The organism is Streptomyces sp. NPDC111656, assembly GCF_055656965.1.
Genome location: NZ_JBVKCA010000007.1, coordinates 316,794 through 335,984, shown reverse-complemented (window position 1 = coordinate 335,984; position 19,191 = coordinate 316,794). Strand labels below are relative to the sequence as shown.

General features: G+C 68.5%; 21 protein-coding genes, 1 tRNA gene and 1 pseudogene. 11 read left to right on the top strand and 12 right to left on the bottom strand.

The window, feature by feature from the left end; all coding sequences use genetic code 11:
• The first annotated feature begins 257 nt into the window (after window positions 1–257).
• The gene (locus ACZ7M3_RS23060) at window positions 258–1,010 is read left to right on the top strand and encodes an MBL fold metallo-hydrolase (RefSeq protein WP_261687093.1); all 753 of its coding nucleotides are present in this window, start codon (window positions 258–260) and stop codon (window positions 1,008–1,010) included.
• Between the two features lie 60 nt (window positions 1,011–1,070).
• Here ACZ7M3_RS23060 and ACZ7M3_RS23055 read toward each other — a convergent pair whose 3' ends face one another.
• The 3 genes from ACZ7M3_RS23055 to ACZ7M3_RS23045 form a co-directional block, all read right to left on the bottom strand.
• The gene (locus ACZ7M3_RS23055; protein WP_472065510.1) at window positions 1,071–2,135 is read right to left on the bottom strand and encodes an MBL fold metallo-hydrolase; all 1,065 of its coding nucleotides are present in this window, start codon (window positions 2,133–2,135) and stop codon (window positions 1,071–1,073) included.
• Window positions 2,136–2,323: 188 nt separating this feature from the next.
• Window positions 2,324–2,740, bottom strand: a complete 417-nt coding sequence (locus tag ACZ7M3_RS23050; RefSeq protein WP_472065509.1) for a nuclear transport factor 2 family protein — start codon at window positions 2,738–2,740, stop codon at window positions 2,324–2,326.
• A 230-nt stretch (window positions 2,741–2,970) separates the two neighbouring features.
• Window positions 2,971–3,417 (bottom strand): Rrf2 family transcriptional regulator, encoded by a 447-nt coding sequence (locus ACZ7M3_RS23045; RefSeq protein ID WP_095854402.1) that lies wholly within the window; start codon window positions 3,415–3,417, stop codon window positions 2,971–2,973.
• A 317-nt stretch (window positions 3,418–3,734) separates the two neighbouring features.
• Between ACZ7M3_RS23045 and ACZ7M3_RS23040 the strand changes: the two genes are divergently transcribed.
• Window positions 3,735–4,433, top strand: a complete 699-nt coding sequence (locus ACZ7M3_RS23040; protein ID WP_472065508.1) for an SDR family NAD(P)-dependent oxidoreductase — start codon at window positions 3,735–3,737, stop codon at window positions 4,431–4,433.
• 77 nt (window positions 4,434–4,510) lie between these two features.
• Here the strand turns inward: ACZ7M3_RS23040 and ACZ7M3_RS23035 are convergent, their stop codons facing one another.
• The gene (locus tag ACZ7M3_RS23035) at window positions 4,511–5,761 is read right to left on the bottom strand and encodes a PTS transporter subunit EIIC (protein ID WP_261687089.1); all 1,251 of its coding nucleotides are present in this window, start codon (window positions 5,759–5,761) and stop codon (window positions 4,511–4,513) included.
• A 231-nt stretch (window positions 5,762–5,992) separates the two neighbouring features.
• The gene (locus tag ACZ7M3_RS23030; protein WP_472065507.1) at window positions 5,993–7,282 is read right to left on the bottom strand and encodes a PTS transporter subunit EIIC; all 1,290 of its coding nucleotides are present in this window, start codon (window positions 7,280–7,282) and stop codon (window positions 5,993–5,995) included.
• 174 nt (window positions 7,283–7,456) lie between these two features.
• On the opposite strand from ACZ7M3_RS23030, the gene ACZ7M3_RS23025 reads away from it, so the two are divergent.
• The 4 genes from ACZ7M3_RS23025 to rdgB all read left to right on the top strand — a co-directional run bounded on the left by ACZ7M3_RS23025 (window position 7,457) and on the right by rdgB (window position 9,718).
• Window positions 7,457–7,690, top strand: a complete 234-nt coding sequence (locus ACZ7M3_RS23025; protein WP_030569190.1) for a PTS sugar transporter subunit IIB — start codon at window positions 7,457–7,459, stop codon at window positions 7,688–7,690.
• A 127-nt stretch (window positions 7,691–7,817) separates the two neighbouring features.
• Window positions 7,818–8,552 (top strand): ribonuclease PH, encoded by a 735-nt coding sequence (rph, locus tag ACZ7M3_RS23020; protein ID WP_095854406.1) that lies wholly within the window; start codon window positions 7,818–7,820, stop codon window positions 8,550–8,552.
• 123 nt (window positions 8,553–8,675) lie between these two features.
• The gene (locus ACZ7M3_RS23015) at window positions 8,676–9,068 is read left to right on the top strand and encodes a hypothetical protein (RefSeq protein ID WP_452971530.1); all 393 of its coding nucleotides are present in this window, start codon (window positions 8,676–8,678) and stop codon (window positions 9,066–9,068) included.
• Window positions 9,069–9,115: 47 nt separating this feature from the next.
• Entirely contained in the window at window positions 9,116–9,718 is a 603-nt protein-coding gene (gene rdgB, locus ACZ7M3_RS23010; protein ID WP_472065506.1) for an RdgB/HAM1 family non-canonical purine NTP pyrophosphatase, read from the top strand.
• 42 nt (window positions 9,719–9,760) lie between these two features.
• On the opposite strand, the gene ACZ7M3_RS23005 is transcribed toward rdgB, so the two are convergent.
• From ACZ7M3_RS23005 to ACZ7M3_RS22995, 3 genes and pseudogenes are all read right to left on the bottom strand, one after another.
• Window positions 9,761–9,845, bottom strand: a tRNA-Leu gene (locus ACZ7M3_RS23005).
• Window positions 9,846–9,880: 35 nt separating this feature from the next.
• Entirely contained in the window at window positions 9,881–10,543 is a 663-nt protein-coding gene (locus tag ACZ7M3_RS23000) for an HNH endonuclease signature motif containing protein (protein ID WP_472065505.1), read from the bottom strand.
• Window positions 10,540–11,192 (bottom strand): annotated as a pseudogene (locus tag ACZ7M3_RS22995) (HNH endonuclease signature motif containing protein). The gene ACZ7M3_RS23000 and the pseudogene ACZ7M3_RS22995 overlap by 4 nt, the downstream one beginning before the upstream one ends.
• Before the next feature lie 182 nt (window positions 11,193–11,374).
• On the opposite strand from ACZ7M3_RS22995, the gene ACZ7M3_RS22990 reads away from it, so the two are divergent.
• Window positions 11,375–11,860 carry a GNAT family N-acetyltransferase gene (locus ACZ7M3_RS22990; RefSeq protein ID WP_472065504.1) on the top strand — a complete coding sequence of 162 codons (486 nt, stop codon included), beginning with the start codon at window positions 11,375–11,377 and terminating at the stop codon, window positions 11,858–11,860.
• 19 nt (window positions 11,861–11,879) lie between these two features.
• Here the strand turns inward: ACZ7M3_RS22990 and sugE are convergent, their stop codons facing one another.
• From sugE to ACZ7M3_RS22975, 3 genes are all read right to left on the bottom strand, one after another.
• Window positions 11,880–12,200 carry a quaternary ammonium compound efflux SMR transporter SugE gene (gene sugE, locus ACZ7M3_RS22985; RefSeq protein WP_095854410.1) on the bottom strand — a complete coding sequence of 107 codons (321 nt, stop codon included), beginning with the start codon at window positions 12,198–12,200 and terminating at the stop codon, window positions 11,880–11,882.
• A gap of 176 nt (window positions 12,201–12,376) precedes the next feature.
• Entirely contained in the window at window positions 12,377–12,679 is a 303-nt protein-coding gene (locus ACZ7M3_RS22980) for a GroES family chaperonin (RefSeq protein ID WP_187285621.1), read from the bottom strand.
• A gap of 127 nt (window positions 12,680–12,806) precedes the next feature.
• On the bottom strand, window positions 12,807–13,145 hold the full coding sequence (locus tag ACZ7M3_RS22975) for a DUF3618 domain-containing protein (protein ID WP_351297841.1): 339 nt from the start codon (window positions 13,143–13,145) through the stop codon (window positions 12,807–12,809).
• 145 nt (window positions 13,146–13,290) lie between these two features.
• Here ACZ7M3_RS22975 and bcp point away from each other — a divergent pair, with 145 nt between their 5' ends.
• On the top strand, window positions 13,291–13,758 hold the full coding sequence (bcp, locus tag ACZ7M3_RS22970; protein ID WP_067379715.1) for a thioredoxin-dependent thiol peroxidase: 468 nt from the start codon (window positions 13,291–13,293) through the stop codon (window positions 13,756–13,758).
• 32 nt (window positions 13,759–13,790) lie between these two features.
• Here bcp and ACZ7M3_RS22965 read toward each other — a convergent pair whose 3' ends face one another.
• On the bottom strand, window positions 13,791–16,274 hold the full coding sequence (locus ACZ7M3_RS22965) for a transglycosylase domain-containing protein (protein ID WP_472065503.1): 2,484 nt from the start codon (window positions 16,272–16,274) through the stop codon (window positions 13,791–13,793).
• Window positions 16,275–16,483: 209 nt separating this feature from the next.
• Here ACZ7M3_RS22965 and ACZ7M3_RS22960 point away from each other — a divergent pair, with 209 nt between their 5' ends.
• The 3 genes from ACZ7M3_RS22960 to ACZ7M3_RS22950 all read left to right on the top strand — a co-directional run bounded on the left by ACZ7M3_RS22960 (window position 16,484) and on the right by ACZ7M3_RS22950 (window position 19,184).
• Window positions 16,484–17,284 (top strand): ABC transporter permease, encoded by an 801-nt coding sequence (locus tag ACZ7M3_RS22960; RefSeq protein WP_452971514.1) that lies wholly within the window; start codon window positions 16,484–16,486, stop codon window positions 17,282–17,284.
• A gap of 115 nt (window positions 17,285–17,399) precedes the next feature.
• The gene (locus tag ACZ7M3_RS22955; RefSeq protein WP_472065602.1) at window positions 17,400–18,176 is read left to right on the top strand and encodes an ABC transporter permease; all 777 of its coding nucleotides are present in this window, start codon (window positions 17,400–17,402) and stop codon (window positions 18,174–18,176) included.
• Window positions 18,177–18,182: 6 nt separating this feature from the next.
• A complete protein-coding gene (locus tag ACZ7M3_RS22950; protein ID WP_472065502.1) occupies window positions 18,183–19,184 on the top strand; it encodes an ABC transporter ATP-binding protein in 1,002 nt (333 codons plus the stop codon).
• Window positions 19,185–19,191 lie beyond the last annotated feature (7 nt).

Sequence of the window (19,191 nt, the reverse complement as noted above, 5' to 3'; positions counted from 1 at the left end):
AAAGAAGGTACCGGCGCGCACTCCGCCCCGCCCCCCGCCCGCGGAACCGAGGCATCCGACCTCCGGTCGACCATCCATCCGAACCGGTGACACCACAGGTGAGTTCGCCCACAACAGCCCCTGGTGGAGGAGCGACCCGCCCTTTTGCGCCTTACGCTCGACGGACCGCACGACCCCCGTTCCCGTATCTGCACCCGAGTACCTGCACCCCGCATCTACTCTCTGCACTTCCTGTCAGCGCGGAGGTTCCAGCTCTTATGAAGCTCACCGTCGTCGGCTGCTCGGGGTCGTTCCCGTCCGCGGAATCGGCCTGCTCGAGCTACCTCGTCGAGGCCGACGGCTTCAGGCTGCTTCTCGACATGGGCAATGGTGCCCTTGGCGAGCTGCAGCGCCACTGCGGTCTCTACGACCTCGACGCGATCTTCCTCAGCCATCTGCACGCCGACCACTGCATCGACATGTGCGCGTACTTCGTCGCGCGTTACTACCGCCACGACGGCGGCCGCTGCGACCCGCTCCCCGTCTACGGACCCGAGGGCACGGAACAGCGACTGACCACCGCGTACGCGGACACTCCCACCGCCTCCTCGATGAGCGAGGTCTTCGACTTCCACACCGTCAAACCGGCCACGTTCGAGATCGGCCCGTTCACCGTGCACACGGAGCGGGTGCGCCACCCCGTGGAGGCGTACGCCATCCGCATCGAACACGGAGGGAAGTCACTGACGTACTCCGGGGACACCGGCGTCACCGACGCGCTGGACGAACTCGCCCGGGACACCGACCTGTTCCTCTGCGAGGCCGCGTTCACGCACGGCAAGGAGAAGATCCCCGACCTTCACCTCAACGGCCGCGAGGCGGGCGAGAGCGCCGACCGTGCCGGCGCCCGTCGCCTGCTGCTCACCCACATCCCGCCGTGGACGGACCCCGCGGTCAACCTCGCCGACGCACGCGAGGTCTTCGACGGTCCGGTGGAACTGGCGGTGCCGAGGGTGACGTACGAGATCTAGATCCTGGGGGACGCGGTCCGTACCGGCGGCCCCAGGATCGGTCCGGGCATCGGACAACGGTCAGTCGTGGACCGTCATCCCGAAGCCGCCGTCGAGGCGTATCGACTCCATCAGCATGAAGGCGTTGCTCTCGGTGAAGACGTCGGCGGCGGCGAGGGTCCCGGTGTACTTGGTCACGACCGGGCGTGAGGCGACCGCGATCACCTCGTCGAGGTAGGTCTTCACCGCGGCCCAGGTGTTGTTGCCGTACTTGACGAAGTACGGCGTCGCGTCGACCGTCGTGAGTGCGCGGCGGACCTCCGCGTCGAGGTCGTCCATGTAGGCCTGGTGGATCTTGAGGTCGTGCCGCGTCCCCAGCCGGCCGAGGTGGCCTCCGATGAAGGTGGTCCACGGGTACTTCAGGGCCTTGGCCGGCGCCAGCAGCGAGCCCGGGATGTCCTCGTTGATGTTGAGGTTCGCGAACGGCACCCAGCCGGGCAGGGCGATGTCCACGAGCATCAGCGTGTCGTGGTCGGGCAGGTGGATGTAGATGTTGTCCGGGGTGTGGTTGGCGCCGTGCCATGCGAGTTCGATGCGCTCGCCGCCGATGTGGAGCACCCGGTGGTCGTCGAAGGTCTCCTCGGGGGCCGGCTTGTTGGGGTCGTTGTCCCGTATGAGCAGTCTGCGGGTCTCGGAGTGCCCGATCCGGGTCACCCGTCGGCCGAAGATGCCCGACCCGCCCGCGTGGTCGGAGTGGTGGTGCGAATAGATCAGGTGCGTGACCTTGTTGGTCAGCCCGCTGGGCTTGGTCACGTCGTCGATCGCGCGCTGGATGTTGTGGCCGAGCGACGGTGGCGCGTCGAGGAGCACCACGCCGTCGCGGGTGGTCAGGAAGGCCGAGACGTAGGTTCCGTCGGTGACCCAGTACAGGTTCCGTTTGATCCGTCCGACGTAGTAGCCCTGGCTGTTGATCGCCGGGCCGAGCGACGACCGGGGGACCGGGGCGTAGTCGGGCAGGTCGGTGGCGTCGGCGGCGACGGCCGGTGAGCCCAGTGCCGTGTCCGCGACGACGGAGCCGATCGCGGGCACCGCGGCGAGGGCGGCGGCGCGCGCCAGGAGGCTTCGGCGGGTGGCGTGGGTGTCCATGTTCCGGACCTCTTCTCTGCAAGTTCTCTGCAAGGCACATGACTTGCTTGACGGAGCAACCATAGAGGCATTTGATTGCTTGGGCAAGGAATCTGGCTGTCTCGTGGACGCCGCGGGCCGACTTGCGCCGGCTGCTGTCGACCTGTGCCGGCCGGCGGCGTCCGGGGCCTGCAACTACGGCTGTGGAATCAGAAGTTCGTGCCGGCGAGCGCGTTCAGGAAGACCTGCGGGTTCCAGTACTCCCGGTAGTTCACGATGAGACCGTCGCGGAAGGTCACGAAGGTCGCGTAACTCATGTTGTAGGGATTGCCGTTGGACACCACGCCGCCCTTCACGCTCCACTCCGCGATCGCCACGTTCTCGTCGTCGGTCGGATAGACGCGCACCGCCGGGATCTCCCGCACGTCGATGACGTCGGGGTAGCCGCGGAGGTAGTCGAAGAGGGCCTCGCGCCCCTCGATACGCGCCGGCGCTCCCTCCGGGGCGAACGGGAATTCGGCGACGGCATCGTCGGCGCACAGGTCCGTCCAGGCCTTCATGTCCTTTGCGAGGAAGGTGTCGAGGCTGCGCCGCAGCAGGTCCACAGCCGAGGGGGTGTTGCTCATCTTGCGCTCCGATCGTGGAGGGCGTCCGCCGGGAGAGGCGGCTGCCTGGGGGACTGACCGTGAAGGGCCGCAGGGTTCGCCGAGTCGGGGAGCAGCGCACGCGCACTCATGACTCGGGCGAGCGGGATTCGGCACCCCGTCGGCCCGGCGGGTGCCCGAGACTAATCACTGTGTAAGTGACACAGCGACACACCCTCCAGGCTGACGCCACGGGTCACCCCGTCGGGGGTTCACCATTCGAGCGGCATCGTGAACTTTCCGAGACGGGCGACCGCGTCGGCGAGTTCCGCGATCGTGGTGTGGTCCAGCTCCGCCTCGAATGCCTCGCGAGCGCGGATCAGGGCAGGCTGGAGGGCGTCCACGATGTTGCTGCCGACCGCGCAGTCGGCCGGCGGCGGCGTGCGGTGCATGGTGAACAGCCGGGTGTCCTCCACCGCCTCGTACACCTCAAGCAGCCGCATCTCCTCGGCCGGCTTGGCCAGGAGTGCGCCGCCGCCCGCCCCGAGCTGGGACTTGGTGAGACCCGCGCTGCTCAGCCGGGAAAGCAGGCCCCGGATCACGACAGGACTCGTGTGGGCCGAGTAGGCGAGGTCTTCGGAGCGCAGGGGCTTGTCGCCGCTGACCGCGAGGGCGACCAAGGCGTGGACGGCGACGACGAAGCGGCTGCTGGTAGGCATTGCGGTCCCGAAGTGTGTAAGGGCAGGTGCACACGCGTCCGCACCGGCCCGTACCCGGGAGGCGCTGCGGCGTGTGGCGGTATCACGTCCCACTATGCCGCAGCGGCGGCGGGCCCGAGCCCGTCGCCGCTGCGTCCGGCGGTCGGGCGGTTTCCGGCGCCTGTGGCATGTGTGACTTGCCGTGTGGCCGACAGCGGCACTTGCCGGGGGGCCGACCGCGGAGCGCAATTGCTTGCCGGAGCAAGCTGTCGCGTGGAGCGCCGCGTTCGCGGCCACCGCAGTCCACCGACCGGCGGCGCGAAACGAGGAGATGAACCATGGCTGATGTCTCGACCTCACGGGTCGCGGTGGTGACCGGCGGGGACGGCGCGATCGGCGGGGCGATCGTCCGTGAACTCGCCCGGCTGGGCCACCGCGTCGTGGTGCTGGACCGCGCCGGCGACATCGCGTGCGATCTCGGTGTGGAACAGGACGTACGGAGGGCTGCCGCCGAAGTCCTCGAGACGTACGGCGGGGTCGATGTTCTCGTCCACTCGGCCGCCGCGAGCGACCTGGTGGAACTCGACACCGTCGACCTCGCCACCTGGCGACGGATCCAGGCCGTCAACGTCGAGTCGGTTCTGCTGTTGTCCCAGGCCTTCACCCCCGGCATGCGGGAGCGCGGGTTCGGCCGGATCGTGCTCATCACCTCCGACACCGTCTGGAAGCCGCCCAGCGCCGACCTGCTCGGCTACATCACCAGCAAAGGGGCTCTCACCGCGTTCGGACGCACCCTGGCCGTCGGGCTGGGCAAGGACGGTATCGCCGTGACGTCCGTGGCTCCGGGACTCACCCGCACCCCGGCGACCGCGTATCAGCCCGACGAGGCGTTCGTCATGGCCGAGGCGACACAGGCGCTGCCCCGTCCACTCGTCCCCGAGGACGTCGCGGCGACCGTGGGTTTCCTGGCCTCCGAGGCCGCGGAGGCGCTGACCGGCCAGGTTCTGACCGTGGACGGCGGCAGCCTGCTGCGATGAGGGCGCGGGCATGACGAAGGCCCCTGTGGCCCAGCGATCGCTGGGCCACAGGGGCCTTCATCACATCGTGGCGGGCCTCACGCCTTCGTGAGGTCCTCGAGCTCCTCTTCGGGCTCGCGGCCCGGCGTGGGGAGGTTCCACTTGATGATCGCGAAGCGGAAGACCGCGTAGTAGATCACCGCGAAGACCAGGCCGATCGGGATGATCATCCAGGGTTTGGTGGCCAGGTTCCAGTTCAGGAAGTAGTCGATGGCGCCGGCCGAGAAGCTGAAGCCGTGGTGGACGCCCAGGGCCCAGGTGACGGCCATCGACAGGGCGGTCAGGACCACGTGGATCACGTACAGGACCGGCGCGATGAACATGAACGCGAACTCGATCGGCTCGGTGATACCCGTGACGAAGGAAGTCAGCGCGAGCGACATCATCATGCCGCCGACCGCCTTGCGTCGCTCGGGGCGCGCGCAATGCGTGATCGCCAGGGCGGCGGCCGGGAGCGCGAACATCATGATGGGGAAGAAGCCCGTCATGAACTGGCCGGCGGTCGGGTCACCGTGGAAGAAACGCGGCAGGTCACCGTGCCACACGGCACCGGCGGAGTCCTTGTAGGAGCCGATCTCCTGCCAGGCCACGGTGTTCACGAACTGGTGCATGCCGACCGGGAGCAGCGCGCGGTTGATCGCGCCGAAGATGCCCGCGCCGACGGCGCCGAGGCCGGTCATCCACTGGCCGAAGTCGGTGATGACGTTGCCGATCGGCTCCCAGACCAGACCGAAGAACACGCCGACGGCCGTGCCGATGAAGGCCATCAGGATCGGGACCAGGCGGCGGCCGTTGAAGAAGCCCAGCCAGTCGGGAAGCTTGGTGCGGTGGAACCGCTGCCAGGTGACGGCGGCTATCAGGCCCATGATGATGCCGCCGAGGACCTTGGGGTCGTTGTACGTTGCGGCGACGTCCGCGCCCTTGGTGACCTTGGCGTCGGTGATCGGGAACGCGGTGAGTACGTTCTTGTAGACCAGGAAGCCGACCAGCGCCGCCAGCGCCGTGGAGCCGTCGGCCTTCTTGGCGAAGCCGATGGCGATGCCGACGCAGAACAGCAGCGGCAGGTTGCTGAACACGGCGTCGCCGGCGGTCATGAACACGGCCGCGACCTTGTTCCAGCCGAGGCCGTCCTTGCCGAACACGTCGGCCTGCCCGAGGCGGAGCAGGATGCCCGCCGCCGGCAGCACGGCGATCGGGAGCTGCAAGCTGCGGCCGACCTTCTGCAGGCCCTGGAACAGACCGGATCCCCGCTTCTTCGCGGGTGCCGCCGTTGCGCTGGCGGTGCTCATAGTTCCTCCATGTGCCGGTGCTGCCGGGGGACGGGAAGGGGCAAAGAATGGGGCGGGCAGCATCCGCGTGGTCTACACCACTCAGTGGTGTAGACCTGTTGTAGCACGGTGAAGGTGAGATAAGGAACCCACGGATTTTGTGGCCCGGGCCATAAGGGGAGGAATCGGTTCCGGACACGACGAAGCCGCGCCCCGAAAGAGGCGCGAGCCCACGGTCCGTGAACGAACCGCCTACGGCTTGGTCGTGTCCTCGTGCTCCTCCTCCGGCTCCCTGCCCGGAGTCTTCAGATCGAACTTCGTGATCGCGAACCGGAAGATCACGTAGTACACGACCGCGAAGCACAGCCCGATCGGCACGATCGCCCACGGCCTGGTCGCCAGATGCCAGTTGATGACGTAGTCGATGACCCCGGCGGAGAAGCCGAAACCGTCATGCACGCCCAACCCCCAGGTCACCGCCATCGACACTCCCGTCAGCAGCGCGTGGATCACGTACAGCACGGGCGCGACGAACAGGAAGGAGTACTCGAGCGGTTCCGTGATGCCCGTGACGAACGAGGTCAGCGCGACCGACAGCATGAGCCCGCCGACCTCCTTGCGGCGCTCGGGCCGGGCGCAGTGCGTGATGGCCAGGGCCGCCGCAGGCAGCGCGAACATCATGATGGGGAAGAAGCCGGACGTGAACTGACCGGCGTTCGGGTCGCCCGCCAGGAACATGGTGATGTCACCGTGCACGACCGTCCCGTCCGGCGCGGTGTAGCTGCCGAACTGGAACCAGACGGGCACGTTCAGGAACTGGTGCAGACCGACCACCAGCAGCGCCCGGTTGGCCACGCCGAAGACACCGGCACCCCAGGAGCCCAGCCCCACCAGCCAGTCGCCGAAGTGCTCGAGGCCCCGCCCCACCGGCGGCCAGACCCACAGACACAGCACGGCGAACGCGATGGCCACGAACGCCATGACGATCGGCACCAGCCGCCGCCCGTTGAAGAACCCGAGCCAGTCGACCAGCCTCGTGCGGTGGTAGCGCTGCCAGACGTACGCGGTCATCAGCCCCATGACGATGCCGCCGAAGACCCCCGGATTCTGGTACGTGAACGGCGCCACGGAGGCATCGGCCGCCTGGCAGCCGATGTTCGTCAGAGCCTTCGCCCCGCCCGGGCAGCTCACCGGGAACTGGCGCAGCACGTTGTAGTAGACGAGGAAACCGGCGACCGCCGCGAGCGCCGTCGACCCGTCCGACTTCTTCGCCATGCCGATGGCCACGCCCACGCAGAACAGCAGCGGCAGCCCGAGCGAGCCGTCGAGCAGCGCGCCGCCCGCACCCCTCATGATCTTGGAGACGTTGTCCCAGCCGAGCCCCTCGGCGCCGAACACACCAGGCTGGCCGAGCCCGATGAGCAGGCCCGCGGCCGGCAGCACGGCGATCGGCAGCTGGAGGCTGCGCCCCATCTTCTGCAGCCCCTGGAACAGCTTGTTCCAGCGGGCCCGTGCGGGCGCGGGGGCGCTGTCGGCACTCATGGGCGTCCTCCGGACGGGGCCGGGTTGGCGACCGCACGCCCACTGGTGTAGACCAGTCGACGAACGGTTGCGCTGTCGTGAACGCCATCATTCGGTACGCGCGACATGGCCGCTCGCAAAGATGGGCCAACTGTGGGTTACTGCGACAAAGCGGTTCTGATCAGGGAGTAGGACATGGCCACGAAGGCTGAGAAGATCGTCGCCGGGCTCGGCGGCATCGACAACATCGAAGAGGTCGAGGGCTGCATCACCCGCCTGCGTACCGAGGTCGTGGACCCGAGCAAGGTCGACGAGGCCGCCCTGAAGGCCGCCGGCGCCCACGGCGTCGTCAAGATGGGCACCGCCATCCAGGTCGTCATCGGCACCGACGCCGACCCCATCGCCGCGGACATCGAAGACATGATGTGAACCGATGTGAACCGATGTGAACCGATGTGAACCGAAGGGGCACCCTTGAGCCCCCTACCTCACCCTTGAGGGGCCGCTTCCGCAACCGGAGGCGGCCCCTCAGCCGTATGGGACTAGGCTCGACGTCATGTCTCGAATCGACGGCCGCACCCCCGAACAACTGCGCCCCATCACCATCCAGCGCGGCTGGAGCAAGCACGCCGAGGGCTCCGTCCTCGTCTCCTTCGGCGACACCAAGGTGTTCTGCACCGCCTCCGTCACCGAGGGCGTCCCGCGCTGGCGCAAGGGCAGCGGAGAGGGCTGGGTCACCGCCGAGTACTCCATGCTGCCCCGCGCCACGAACACCCGCGGAGACCGCGAGTCGGTCCGCGGCAAGATCGGCGGCCGTACGCACGAGATCTCCCGCCTCATCGGCCGCTCCCTGCGCGCCGTCATCGACTACAAGGCGCTCGGCGAGAACACCATCGTCCTCGACTGCGACGTCCTCCAGGCCGACGGCGGCACGCGTACGGCGGCCATCACCGGCGCGTACGTGGCGCTGGCCGACGCGATCACCTGGGCGCAGGGCAAGAAGCTGGTCAAGCCCGGACGCAAGCCCCTGACCGGCACGGTCTCCGCCGTCTCGGTCGGCATCGTCGGCGGGATCCCCCTCCTGGACCTCTGCTACGAGGAGGACGTGAAGGCCGACACCGACATGAACGTCGTCTGCACCGGCGACGGACGCTTCGTCGAGGTCCAAGGCACCGCGGAGGCCGAGCCCTTCGACCGCAAGGAGCTGAACGCCCTGCTCGACCTCGCCGTCGCCGGCTGCGACGAGCTCGCGGCGATCCAGCGGGCGGCCCTCGAGGCAACCGCGGGATAACCCTTCGCGTTCTTAGGGGTACGGGCGTACGGTCCAGCCGTGCGCCCCCGTCGGCCCCGCACGGGCCGAGCCGACCGCGTCACGGGGTCGACCACATGTTTGTCCACGGGGAGGGACCGTTCCATGGCCGCGCGCCACCGACGCCGCACAGCCGCATTCGCCGTTACCGCCGTACTCGTCGCCCTGCCGGCGGCGGTGGGCTGCGATGCCGTCAACAAGGCCCTGGACTGTGTCCAGACCGCCGACTCCATCGCCGACAGCGTCACCAACCTCCAGCAGGCGGTGGAGAACGCGGCGAACGACCCGACACAGACCGACGAGTCCCTCAACGCGATCGAGAACAACCTCGACAAGATAGGCGACAAGACGGACAACGCCGACGTCAACAAGGCGGTCGACGACCTGAACAAGGCCGTCGGCAACGTCCGTACGGCCATCAAGAACGGTGACGACACCCCCGACGTCAGCCCGGTCACCGACGCGGCCGGAGAACTGACCAAGGTCTGCACGCCGTAACGACCGCCGGGCGGGCCCGGGAAGGGGACTCGGCGATACTGATGGCCATGACCCGCCTGATCCTCGCCACCCGTAACGCCGGAAAGATCACCGAGCTGAAGGTGATCCTCGCCGACGCAGGTATCACCCACGACCTCGTCGGCGCGGAGGCCTATCCGGACATTCCCGACGTCAAGGAAACCGGCGTCACCTTCGCCGAGAACGCCCTCCTCAAGGCACACGCCCTGGCCCAGGCCACCGGCCTGCCCGCCGTCGCCGACGACTCCGGCCTCTGCGTGGACGTCCTGAACGGCGCCCCCGGCATCTTCTCCGCCCGCTGGGCGGGACGGCACGGAGACGACCGAGCGAACCTGGACCTTCTCCTCGCCCAGCTCTCGGACATCTCCGACGAACACCGGGGCGCCCACTTCGCCTGCGCGGCGGCGCTCGCCCTGCCGGACGGCACGGAGCGCGTCGTCGAGGGCCAACTGAGGGGCACCCTGCGCCACACCCCCACCGGCACCAACGGCTTCGGCTACGACCCCATCCTCCAGCCGGACGGCGACACCCGAACCTGCGCCGAACTCTCCGCCGAGGAGAAGAACGCGATCAGCCACCGGGGGAAGGCGTTCCGGGGACTGGTGCCGGTGGTTCGGGAGTTGTTGGGCTGAGATACGGAGAGGGGCCGCCTTGGTGGACGGCCCCTCTGTGTGTGCGGCCGGTGGGACTCGAACCCACACGGGCTTTCGCCCACGGGCTTCTAAGGCCCGCGCGTGCTGCCAGTTTCGCCACGGCCGCGTACGCCGCCATGGTACCGGTCAAGTGGCGATTGCCTATGCGGAGCGTCGGCGGCCTCCTCGGCACCAGGTGTCAGTGGTCGCGTGGCAGTTGGGGCAAAGCAAACGGAGGTTCCCCCGGCGATCGTCGCTCCAGTCTCCGTTGATGTGGTCAACCTCCAACGTCATGGGTTTGCCGAGCCACACGGGTCCAGTGCCGCACTCGGCACATTGCTCAGATATGCCAATCTCGCGGAGAGCTCGACGCAACTGCGCAGTCTTCGTCCGGTGCATCCCGCTGTGTCGGATCAGAATGTCCTCCGGCCGCTTGACGGGCGTCGTACCCGGCCTTCCCCGCTGATGTGCCTGACCCAGGAAGTGCGTGGTTGTGAGGCATTCTTCGGTGATCCACTGGCGCAACATCGCGCGCTGGCTGCCGTTGTCCGGGCGGCCGAGGTGGCGAAGCACCTCGGCAATGGAGAATGACTCTGTCACCGCCACCCGCAGTTCGCCGGACGTGGGCCGGGTCTGCTTGGTGTGGCTGCCGCAGTGGCGGAAGTGCGAGATGTCGATCCCGAAGTGTGCGAAGCGCCTCGTGAGGTAGCGGCGGAGGTAGCCGTATGCCCGGGTGCCGAAGAAGGCGATGACCTCGTCGATGTCGGAGCACTGTTCGGCGGCTTGCGTCATCCGCTCGCGGGTGTACTGCACACCGCCGCTCATGAGGCGCCACCCCTGGTGCGTCCCTTGCCGCGACCGCGGTAACTGTCCGTTGTGGAGTGGCAGTTGGGGCAGAGGAATCGGAGGTTCTCGATGCGGTTGTCACACCAGTTGCCATCGATGTGGTCGACCTCCAGGGGGAGTGAATGACCTCGCCAGGTTGGCTCCGTGCCACAGCGCGCGCAGCGCTCGGGCACGCCCAGGTCGTCATCGCCCATTTGAGTCGGTCGCTCGGGATGCGCCGGGCATGACCGGCCGTCTGCTCGACGAGCAAGGCCTCCGGTGTCCGAGGCTGTCTGGTCTCCCCACGTCGGGTCGGCATCTGGAAGTGTGAGGTGTCGATGCCGTACGCCTTGATCCGACGGCTGATGTGTGCATGATGCCCACCGACAACTTCAAGCCCGAGGCGGCGCAGCACTTCGCACGTGTTCATCGAGGCGGTAACCGCCGCTTCAAGGACCTCTCTCGTCCACCGCACCCCTTCACGCTCGAAGTGCGCGATGTCCACCCCCAGTTTCTTCATGCGCTCGTGGACGTACCGCCGCGTCGAACTCTTCGGATCCACCCCCAGTTTCGTCAACGCCTCCGACAACGTCCGAGACGACCTCGCCGCCGCCTCCAAGCGCTCCTTGGTGTACGGGCTGACCGGCATGTTTCCCCTCCGTTCCGGCCGCGTGTTCGTGGCCTCGTACGGAGTAACGAACCGTTTATCGGATGGTCACGTCCGGCTTTTGGTAGGGTGCTGATGAGTAGTCAGGCCTTTCGGATTCGGACATGGCGTCCGCCCGGGAGGCTTTTTTCATGCCCGGGATCCGAATTCTTTGGAGGGGGACCATGTCCGACACGAGCGTGCGTCTCGCCCACGCCACCGACCGTTCCGTACTCGACCGTCTCTGGGCGCTGTTCCAGCACGATCTGTCCGAGTTCCGGGGCGTGTTGCCCCATCCGGACGGGTCGTTCCGCAGTGAGCGGCTGGAGGCGGCGTTCGCGGACGGCGACCGGGTGCCGTATCTGGTGACGAGAGGGGAACATCCCGTCGGGTTCGTCTTCGTGCGGGGGCTGGACGGTCCGACCCGCGTGCTCAGCAGCTTCTTCGTGGTGCGCGGGGCACGTCGGACGGGGGTCGGGATGTGTGCCGTCCGTGAGGTCGTCGCCCGGCATCCGGGACCTTGGGAGGTCGCTTTCCAGGACGACAACCCGGGCGCCGTGCGCTTCTGGCACCGCGTAGCCGCCGACATCGCGGGCGACGCCTGGATGCAGGAGCGCAGGCCGGTACCGGGGCGACCGGACCTGGCTCCCGATGTGTGGATCTCGTTCTGACGTGGCGGGAGCGGGTGTCTCAGTGCCCCGACGTCACCTTCAGGCCCACCACCGCCACCAGGAGCAGGCAGACGAAGAAGATGCGGGCGGCGGTCGCCGGTTCGCCGAGGACGAGCATGCCCAGTACCGCCGCGCCGGCCGCGCCGATGCCGACCCAGACGCCGTAGGCGGTGCCGATGGGGAGGGACTTGGCGGCGTAGGAGAGCAGGACCATGCTCGCGATGATGCCCGCGCCGGTGAGGACGCTGGGGACGAGGCGGGTGAAGCCGTCGGTGTACTTCATGCCGATCGACCAGCCGACTTCGAGCAGACCGGCGACGAGCAGCAGGATCCAGGCCATGAGAGGCACCTCCGTGAGTGATCAACAGGGGTGCGTCGTCTTTGCCTGGGAGCTTTTCGCTCTCCGCCCGGTACGGCGCGTCTCGTCGGGGTCCTTCCAACGCCTTCCACGGTAGCAAAGCACAGGCAAAAGGGGCTGGTGACCATGGTCACCAGCCCCGTCAGGCCGGCTGTGCCCTACAAATACAAGCCGGTCGAGTCCTCGGAGCCCTCGAAGCGGTCCGCCGCCACGGCGTGCAGATCGCGCTCGCGCATCAGCACGTACGCGATGCCCCGCACCTCGACCTCGGCCCGGTCCTCGGGGTCGTAGAGGACACGGTCGCCGGGTTCCACCGTCCGTACGTTCTGTCCGACCGCGACGACCTCGGCCCAGGCGAGGCGCCGCCCGACGGCCGCCGTCGCGGGGATCAGGATGCCGCCGCCGGAACGCCGCTCGCCCTCGGCGGCGTCCTGCCGCACCAGTACGCGGTCGTGCAGCATCCGGATGGGCAACTTGTCGTGGTGGGGGGTCTGCTTGTCCCGATTGGCGCTCACGTCCAGAACCTACCTGCCTTTGAGCCGTCTGTACGCAGCCGGGTCGGGCCGGGTCGCGTCGAGTCGGGCCGGGTCAGCGCTTGCGGCGCCGTGAGCCCACGACGAGCAGGCCCACGACCCCGACCGTGACGAGCGCGAGGGGCACGATGCGCTCCAGGCGTGGCGCGCCGTCCTCCGTGACGAACTGCCCCTTCGCATCGCCGACGACCCGGTTGACGCCGACGTAGGCGCGGCCGAGCGTGTGGTCGATATGGGAGGCGACCTTGGCCTTGGCGTCCCCGACGATCGTCTTCGGGTGGACCCGCACGCCGATCTCGTCGAGCGTCTCGGCGAGTGTTTCGCGGCGGCGCTTGATGTCCGCCTCGATCTGCGCCGGAGTCCTGGTATCCGACGTTCTCGACGTATCCGACACCGCGCTGCCTCCGTGGTCGTGTTCCGCTCTTTGTCTCTGTGCCGCCGACAGTCTGTCAGCTCGGGCCGCCGCTCACCCCTCGGCACCCCCATTACGCTCGTTCCCGTAGTTCCCCAAGCATTCACCCCGGCCACGTGAGGTACCGATGAGCGAGCGACTCCAGCCCGGCGACACCGCCCCCGCCTTCACCCTGCCCGACGCCGACGGCAACGAGGTCTCCCTCGCCGACCACAAGGGCCGCAAGGTGATCGTCTACTTCTACCCGGCCGCCCTGACCCCCGGCTGCACGAAGCAGGCCTGCGACTTCACGGACAACCTCGACGTGCTGGCCGGTGCCGGGTACGACGTCATCGGCGTCTCCCCGGACAAGCCCGAGAAGCTCGCCAAGTTCCGCGAGAAGGAGTCCCTGAAGGTCACCCTGGTCGGCGACCCCGACAAGACCGTCCTGGAGGCGTACGGCGCCTTCGGCGAGAAGAAGCTGTACGGCAAGACGGTCGTGGGCGTCATCCGCTCCACGGTGATCGTGGACGAGGAGGGCAAGGTCGAGCGGGCGCTGTACAACGTCAAGGCGACCGGCCACGTGGCGAAGATCATCAAGGATCTGGGGATCTGAGGATCTGAGTTCCCGCGGGTCACTGTTGCGGGTCACTGTCTGCGTGACGTCAGTCCGCTCAGTGGCCCCGCTCCCGCGGTCGCCCCCTCCGTCCCGCCGCCGTCCGTGCTCCCGCCCGACGGGGCCGCGGTGTCGCCACCGCTGGTGGTGCCCGCGTCCGTCGTGCCGCCGGTGGTCGTCCCGTCGGTCGTGCCACCCCCGGCGGTGGTGCCGCCGTCGGTCTGGCCCTGCGTCTGGCCTCGGGTCTCACCTTCCGTCTGGCCCTGGGTCTGGCCGTCCGTCTGCCCCTGGGTCTGGCCCTGCGTCTGATCCGAGGGCGGGCTCTGGGAGGCCGTCCCGCCCGTGGTCCGGCCCCCGTCGTCCTCGTCGCCGGTGCCGGGGGTCTCGTCGGTGGGGTCGGTGCTCGGGAGCTCCTGCTCCTCCGCGCCCGGCTGGAGCTGGAGGTCGAAGTCCTTCGCGCTGCTGCCCTTGAGCGCGGCCTTCGTGTACTGCGCCCAGATCTGCGCCGGGTAGCCGCCGCCGTTGATACGGGGCCGGCCGAGGGCGCCGTAGAGCGACTCGTGGGTGCCGGTGTCGGGGTCCTGGCCCATGACGGAGACGACGGTGACGAGGTCGGGGGTGTAGCCCGCGAACCAGGCCGCCTGGTCCTCCTCCGCGGTGCCGGTCTTGCCCGCGGCGGGCCGGCCGGCGGCCAGCGCGGCGGTACCGGTGCCGCCCTCGACGACGCTCTGCAGGATGGACGTGGTGGTGTCGGCGGCCTCCCGGGGCACCGCCTGCTCGGTGTCCTGCCTGGGCAGGCTCACGGCCGACGTGCCGTCCTTGGTGACCTTCTCGACGAGCGTGTACGTGCCGTGCCGGCCGTGGTTGGCGAGTGTCGCGTACGCCTCCGCCATGTCGAGGACGCTGGCCGTGGACGGACCGAGCGCGATGGACGGGGTGCCGGTCAGGTCGGGGGTAGTGGAGGGGATGCCGAGGGCTTCGGCGGTCTGCTTGACCCTGCCGGGGCCGACGTCGACGGCCATCTGCGCGTACACGGCGTTGACGGACTTGTCGGTGGCGGTGCGTACCGTGATGGGCCCGTACGAGAGCTTGTCCTCGTTCTCGGGCGCGTACGAGCCGCCGTTCCAGCCCTCCACGGGGCGCTTGTTGGTGCCGTCGTAGACCGTGTTCGGGGTGATCGTGCGGCCGTCCTGTGTCAGCGAGGCGTTCTGCACGGCAGAGGTGAAGACGAACGGCTTGAAGGTGGAGCCGACCTGGTAGTCACGGCGTGTCGCGTTGTTGACGTACTGCTTGGTGTAGTCGATGCCGCCGTACATCGCGACGACCTTGCCGGTGGCCGGGTCGATGGAGACGCCGCCGGCGCGGACGTACCGGTCGACCTTGCGGTTCTTCTTGTCGAGGTTCGACATCACCTGATCGTCGACGGCCTTCACGAAGGCGTTCTGCCGGGACTTCTGGAGCGTGGTCGTGATGCGGTAGCCGCCGGTGGTCAGGGTGTCCTCGTCGATGATCTTGTTCGAGACGAGGTAGTCCTTGACCGCCTGCACCAGGTAGCCGCGCTGGCCCGACATGGCGGCCGCGACCACTTCCTGCTTGGGCTGCGGGAACGTGACCTTGGCCCGGTCCGCCCGGGTCAGCCAGTTCTTCTTGACCATGCCGTCGAGGACGTAGTTCCAGCGGGCGAGGGCCGCGGACTTGTTCTCGGGGTGCGCGACCACGTCGTACTGGCTCGGCGCGTTCAGGAGCGCGGCGAGGTAGGCGCCCTGACCGATCGTCAGGTTCTTGGCGTCGACGCCGTAGTACGCCTGGGCGGCGGCCTGGATGCCGTACGCGTTGCGGCCGTAGTAGCTGGTGTTGAGATAGCCCTCGAGGATCTCGTCCTTGCTCTTCTGGCGGTCGAGCTTGATGGAGATGAAGAACTCCTTCACCTTCCGCGTGGCGGTCTGCTCCTGGCCCAGGTAGTAGTTCTTCACGTACTGCTGGGTGATCGTCGAACCGGACTGCCTGCCCTTGCCGGTGGCGGTGTTCCAGCCGGCGCGGATCATCGCCTTGGGGTCCACGGCCGACTCGGTGTAGAAGTCGCGGTCCTCGGCGGCGAGCGCCGCGTGCTGGGCGTCCTTCGAGATCTGAGTGAGCGTCACGTTCTCGCGGTTGACCTCGCCGTCGCGGGCGAGTTGGCTGCCGTCCGCGTACAGGTAGACGTTGCTCTGCTTGGTCGCGGCGGCGTTCGCGGGCGGGATCTTGACCAGGTAGTAGCCGAGTGCGAACAGGCCGATCACGAGCAGTATCGCGCCGAGGAACGTGCCGAGCACCATCCGCCAGGTCGGGATGAGCCGCCCCCAGCCCGTCCGCTTCCGTCTGGGCTTCTTCCCCGGCCTGCCCGGCGTGTCCGTCCCACCCGGATCGCTCGGTGTGCCGTCGCTGCCCGGCCCGCCCGGTGCCGCTCGAGGCGCCGGTTCCGGTTCCTTCGGGGCCCAGCCCTGGCTGCTCTGCTGCGGCTGCGGCTTGTCACTCATCTGTTCGCCGGACTCCTGTTTCGCATCGTACGTTCCCGTACGCCCTCATACGCCTGGTGCGCCCCCTGATGAAGACTGTCGCACCAAGCGTTCCGTTCCCGGATCCCGGCACGTGTCGCGCCTGAAAATGCCTGGCAGACGAAGCCGGGCGGGGCTAGGCTCCTGCGCTTCGGCCACAACGGCCCTTTTGGCGCAAGGAGGACATCCTCGTGGGGACAGGGCGGTTGTACACGGCCGTCGCGGTGGGCGGGTTCCGGCGCTACGCCACTTATCGGACGGCGACAGCGGCGGGGGTGTTCACCAACACCGTCTTCGGGCTGATCCTGGCGTACGTCTTCATGGCCCTGTGGGACGAGAAACCGCACCTCGGCGGCTATGACCAGGCCCAGGCGCTCACCTATGTGTGGCTCTCCCAGGCGCTGCTCATGACGATGGCGACGATGGGCGGCGGCTTCGAGGACGAGTTGATCGAGCGCATCCGTACGGGTGACATCGCGATCGACCTGTACCGGCCCGCCGACCTCCAGCTGTGGTGGCTGTCCCAGGACGCGGGGCGAGCCATGTTCCATCTGCTGGGGCGCGGAGCGGTGCCCCTGGTGTTCGGCGCGCTCTTCTTCGAACTGGCGCTCCCGGCCAACCCGCTGACCTGGATCGCGTTCCTGGTCGCGGTCGCGCTCGGAACAGTCGTCAGCTTCTCGCTCCGCTACCTGGTGGCCCTTTCCGCGTTCTGGCTGCTCGACGGGGCGGGCGTGGCGCAGATGTCCATGATCGCGGGTGTCTTCTGCTCGGGGATGCTGCTGCCGCTGAACGTCTTCCCGGGCGCGCTGGGCGAGGTCGTACGCGCCCTGCCCTGGTCGTCCCTGATCCAGGGTCCCGTGGACGTCCTGCTCGGCACGGCGGACCCCCTCGGCATGTACGCCTTCCAGGCGTCCTGGGCGCTGGGGCTCCTGACCCTGGGCCGACTGATCCAGTCGGTGGCGACACGGAGGGTGGTGGTGCAGGGTGGCTGACTCGGCGGAGGTACCGGAAACCGCACGGGGTTCCGGGGAGCGGGTGGCTTCGGCGGTGCTGGGGGCGCCGCAGGGGACGTATGCCCGGGTGCGGGACGGATTCCGCGCCTACCGGATGATCGCCGGGATGTGGATCCGCTCCACGATGGCCTACCGCGCCTCCTTCGTGATGACCACCTTCGGGAACTTCGCGGCGACCGCCCTCGACTTCGTGGCCGTCCTGCTGATGTTCTCGCGGGTCGACCGGCTCGGCGGCTACAGCCTGCCCGAGGTCGCCTTCCTGTACGGCGTCTCGGCCACCTCCTTCGGGATCACGGACCTGGTGGTCGGCTCGATGGACCGGCTCGGGCGCCGGGTGCGCGACGGCACCCTCGACACGCTCCTCGTACGCCCCGTCCCCGTACTCGCCCAGGTCGCCGCCGATCGCTTCGCGCTGCGCCGTCTCGGCCGGGTCACCCAGGGGCTGCTGGTCCTCGCGTACGCGATCGCCGTGCTCGACATCGACTGGACGCCGCTCAGAGTGCTCATGGTCCCGCTGATGCTGCTCTGCGGCGCCGCCATCTTCGGGGCCGTGTTCGTGGCGGGCGGAGCCTTCCAGTTCATCGCGCAGGACGCCTCCGAGGTGCAGAACTCCTTCACGTACGGCGGCACCACGCTCCTGCAGTACCCGCCGACCGTCTTCGCCAAGGACCTGGTGCGCGGGGCCACCTTCGTGCTCCCGCTGGCCTTCGTGAACTGGCTGCCCGGGCTGTACGTGCTGGGCCGGCCCTATCCGCTCGACCTGCCGACCTGGATCGCCTTCACCCCGCCCCTGATCGCGGCGGGCTGCTGCGCGCTGGCGGGCCTCGCCTGGCGGGCGGGACTTCGTTCGTATCGCAGCACGGGGAGTTGAACCGACATGGAAACAGGCCTGATGGCGGACCCGGTCAGGGATCCGGTGGACGACTTCATCGAACTCGACGGCGTCGAGAAGGTCTTCGACGTCCGCAAGAAGACCGGCTTCCTGCGCAGCGAACGGCGTCAGGTACGGGCCGTGGACTCCCTCTCCTTCACCGTGGCGCGCGGTGAGGTGGTCGGCTACATCGGCCCGAACGGCGCGGGCAAGTCGACCACCATCAAGATGCTCACCGGCATCCTCACCCCGAGCGCCGGCCGGCTGCGGGTGGCGGGCATCGACCCGTCCCGTGAGCGGACCCGGCTCGCGCAGCGCATCGGGGTCGTCTTCGGGCAGCGTACGACCCTGTGGTGGGACCTTCCGCTGATCGACTCCTACCGGCTGATGCACCGCATGTACCGGATCCCGGACGCCCGTTACCGGGAGAACCTCGACCGCTGTGTCGAACTCCTCGACCTGGAAGCCCTGTTGGACGTGCCGGTGCGCCAGCTCTCGCTGGGGCAGCGGATGCGCGGCGACATCGGGGCGGCGCTGCTGCACGACCCCGAGGTCCTTTACCTGGACGAACCCACCATCGGCCTCGATGTGATCAGCAAGGCCAAGGTCCGTTCCTTCCTGCGGGACCTGAACGCCGAGCGCGGCACGACGGTGCTGCTGACCACGCACGACCTCACCGACATCGAGCAGCTGTGCAGGCGGGTGATGGTCATCGACCACGGGCGGCTGATGTACGACGGTCCGCTGACCGGGCTGCACGAGGTGGGGGAGAGCGAGCGGACCCTCGTGGTCGACCTGGAGCGGGAGCTCCCGCCGATCGAGGTGGACTCGGCGCGGGTGGTGAAGGTGGAGGGGCCCCGGCAGTGGCTCGCCTTCCCCGCGGCGGCGTCGGCGGCGGAGCTGGTGGCGCGGATCGCGGCCGAGTTCCCCCTGGTGGACCTCTCGGTGCGGGAGCCGGACATCGAGGCGGTCATCAGCCGCATGTACGCGGAGAAGGCTCTCTCGTAGGCTGAGT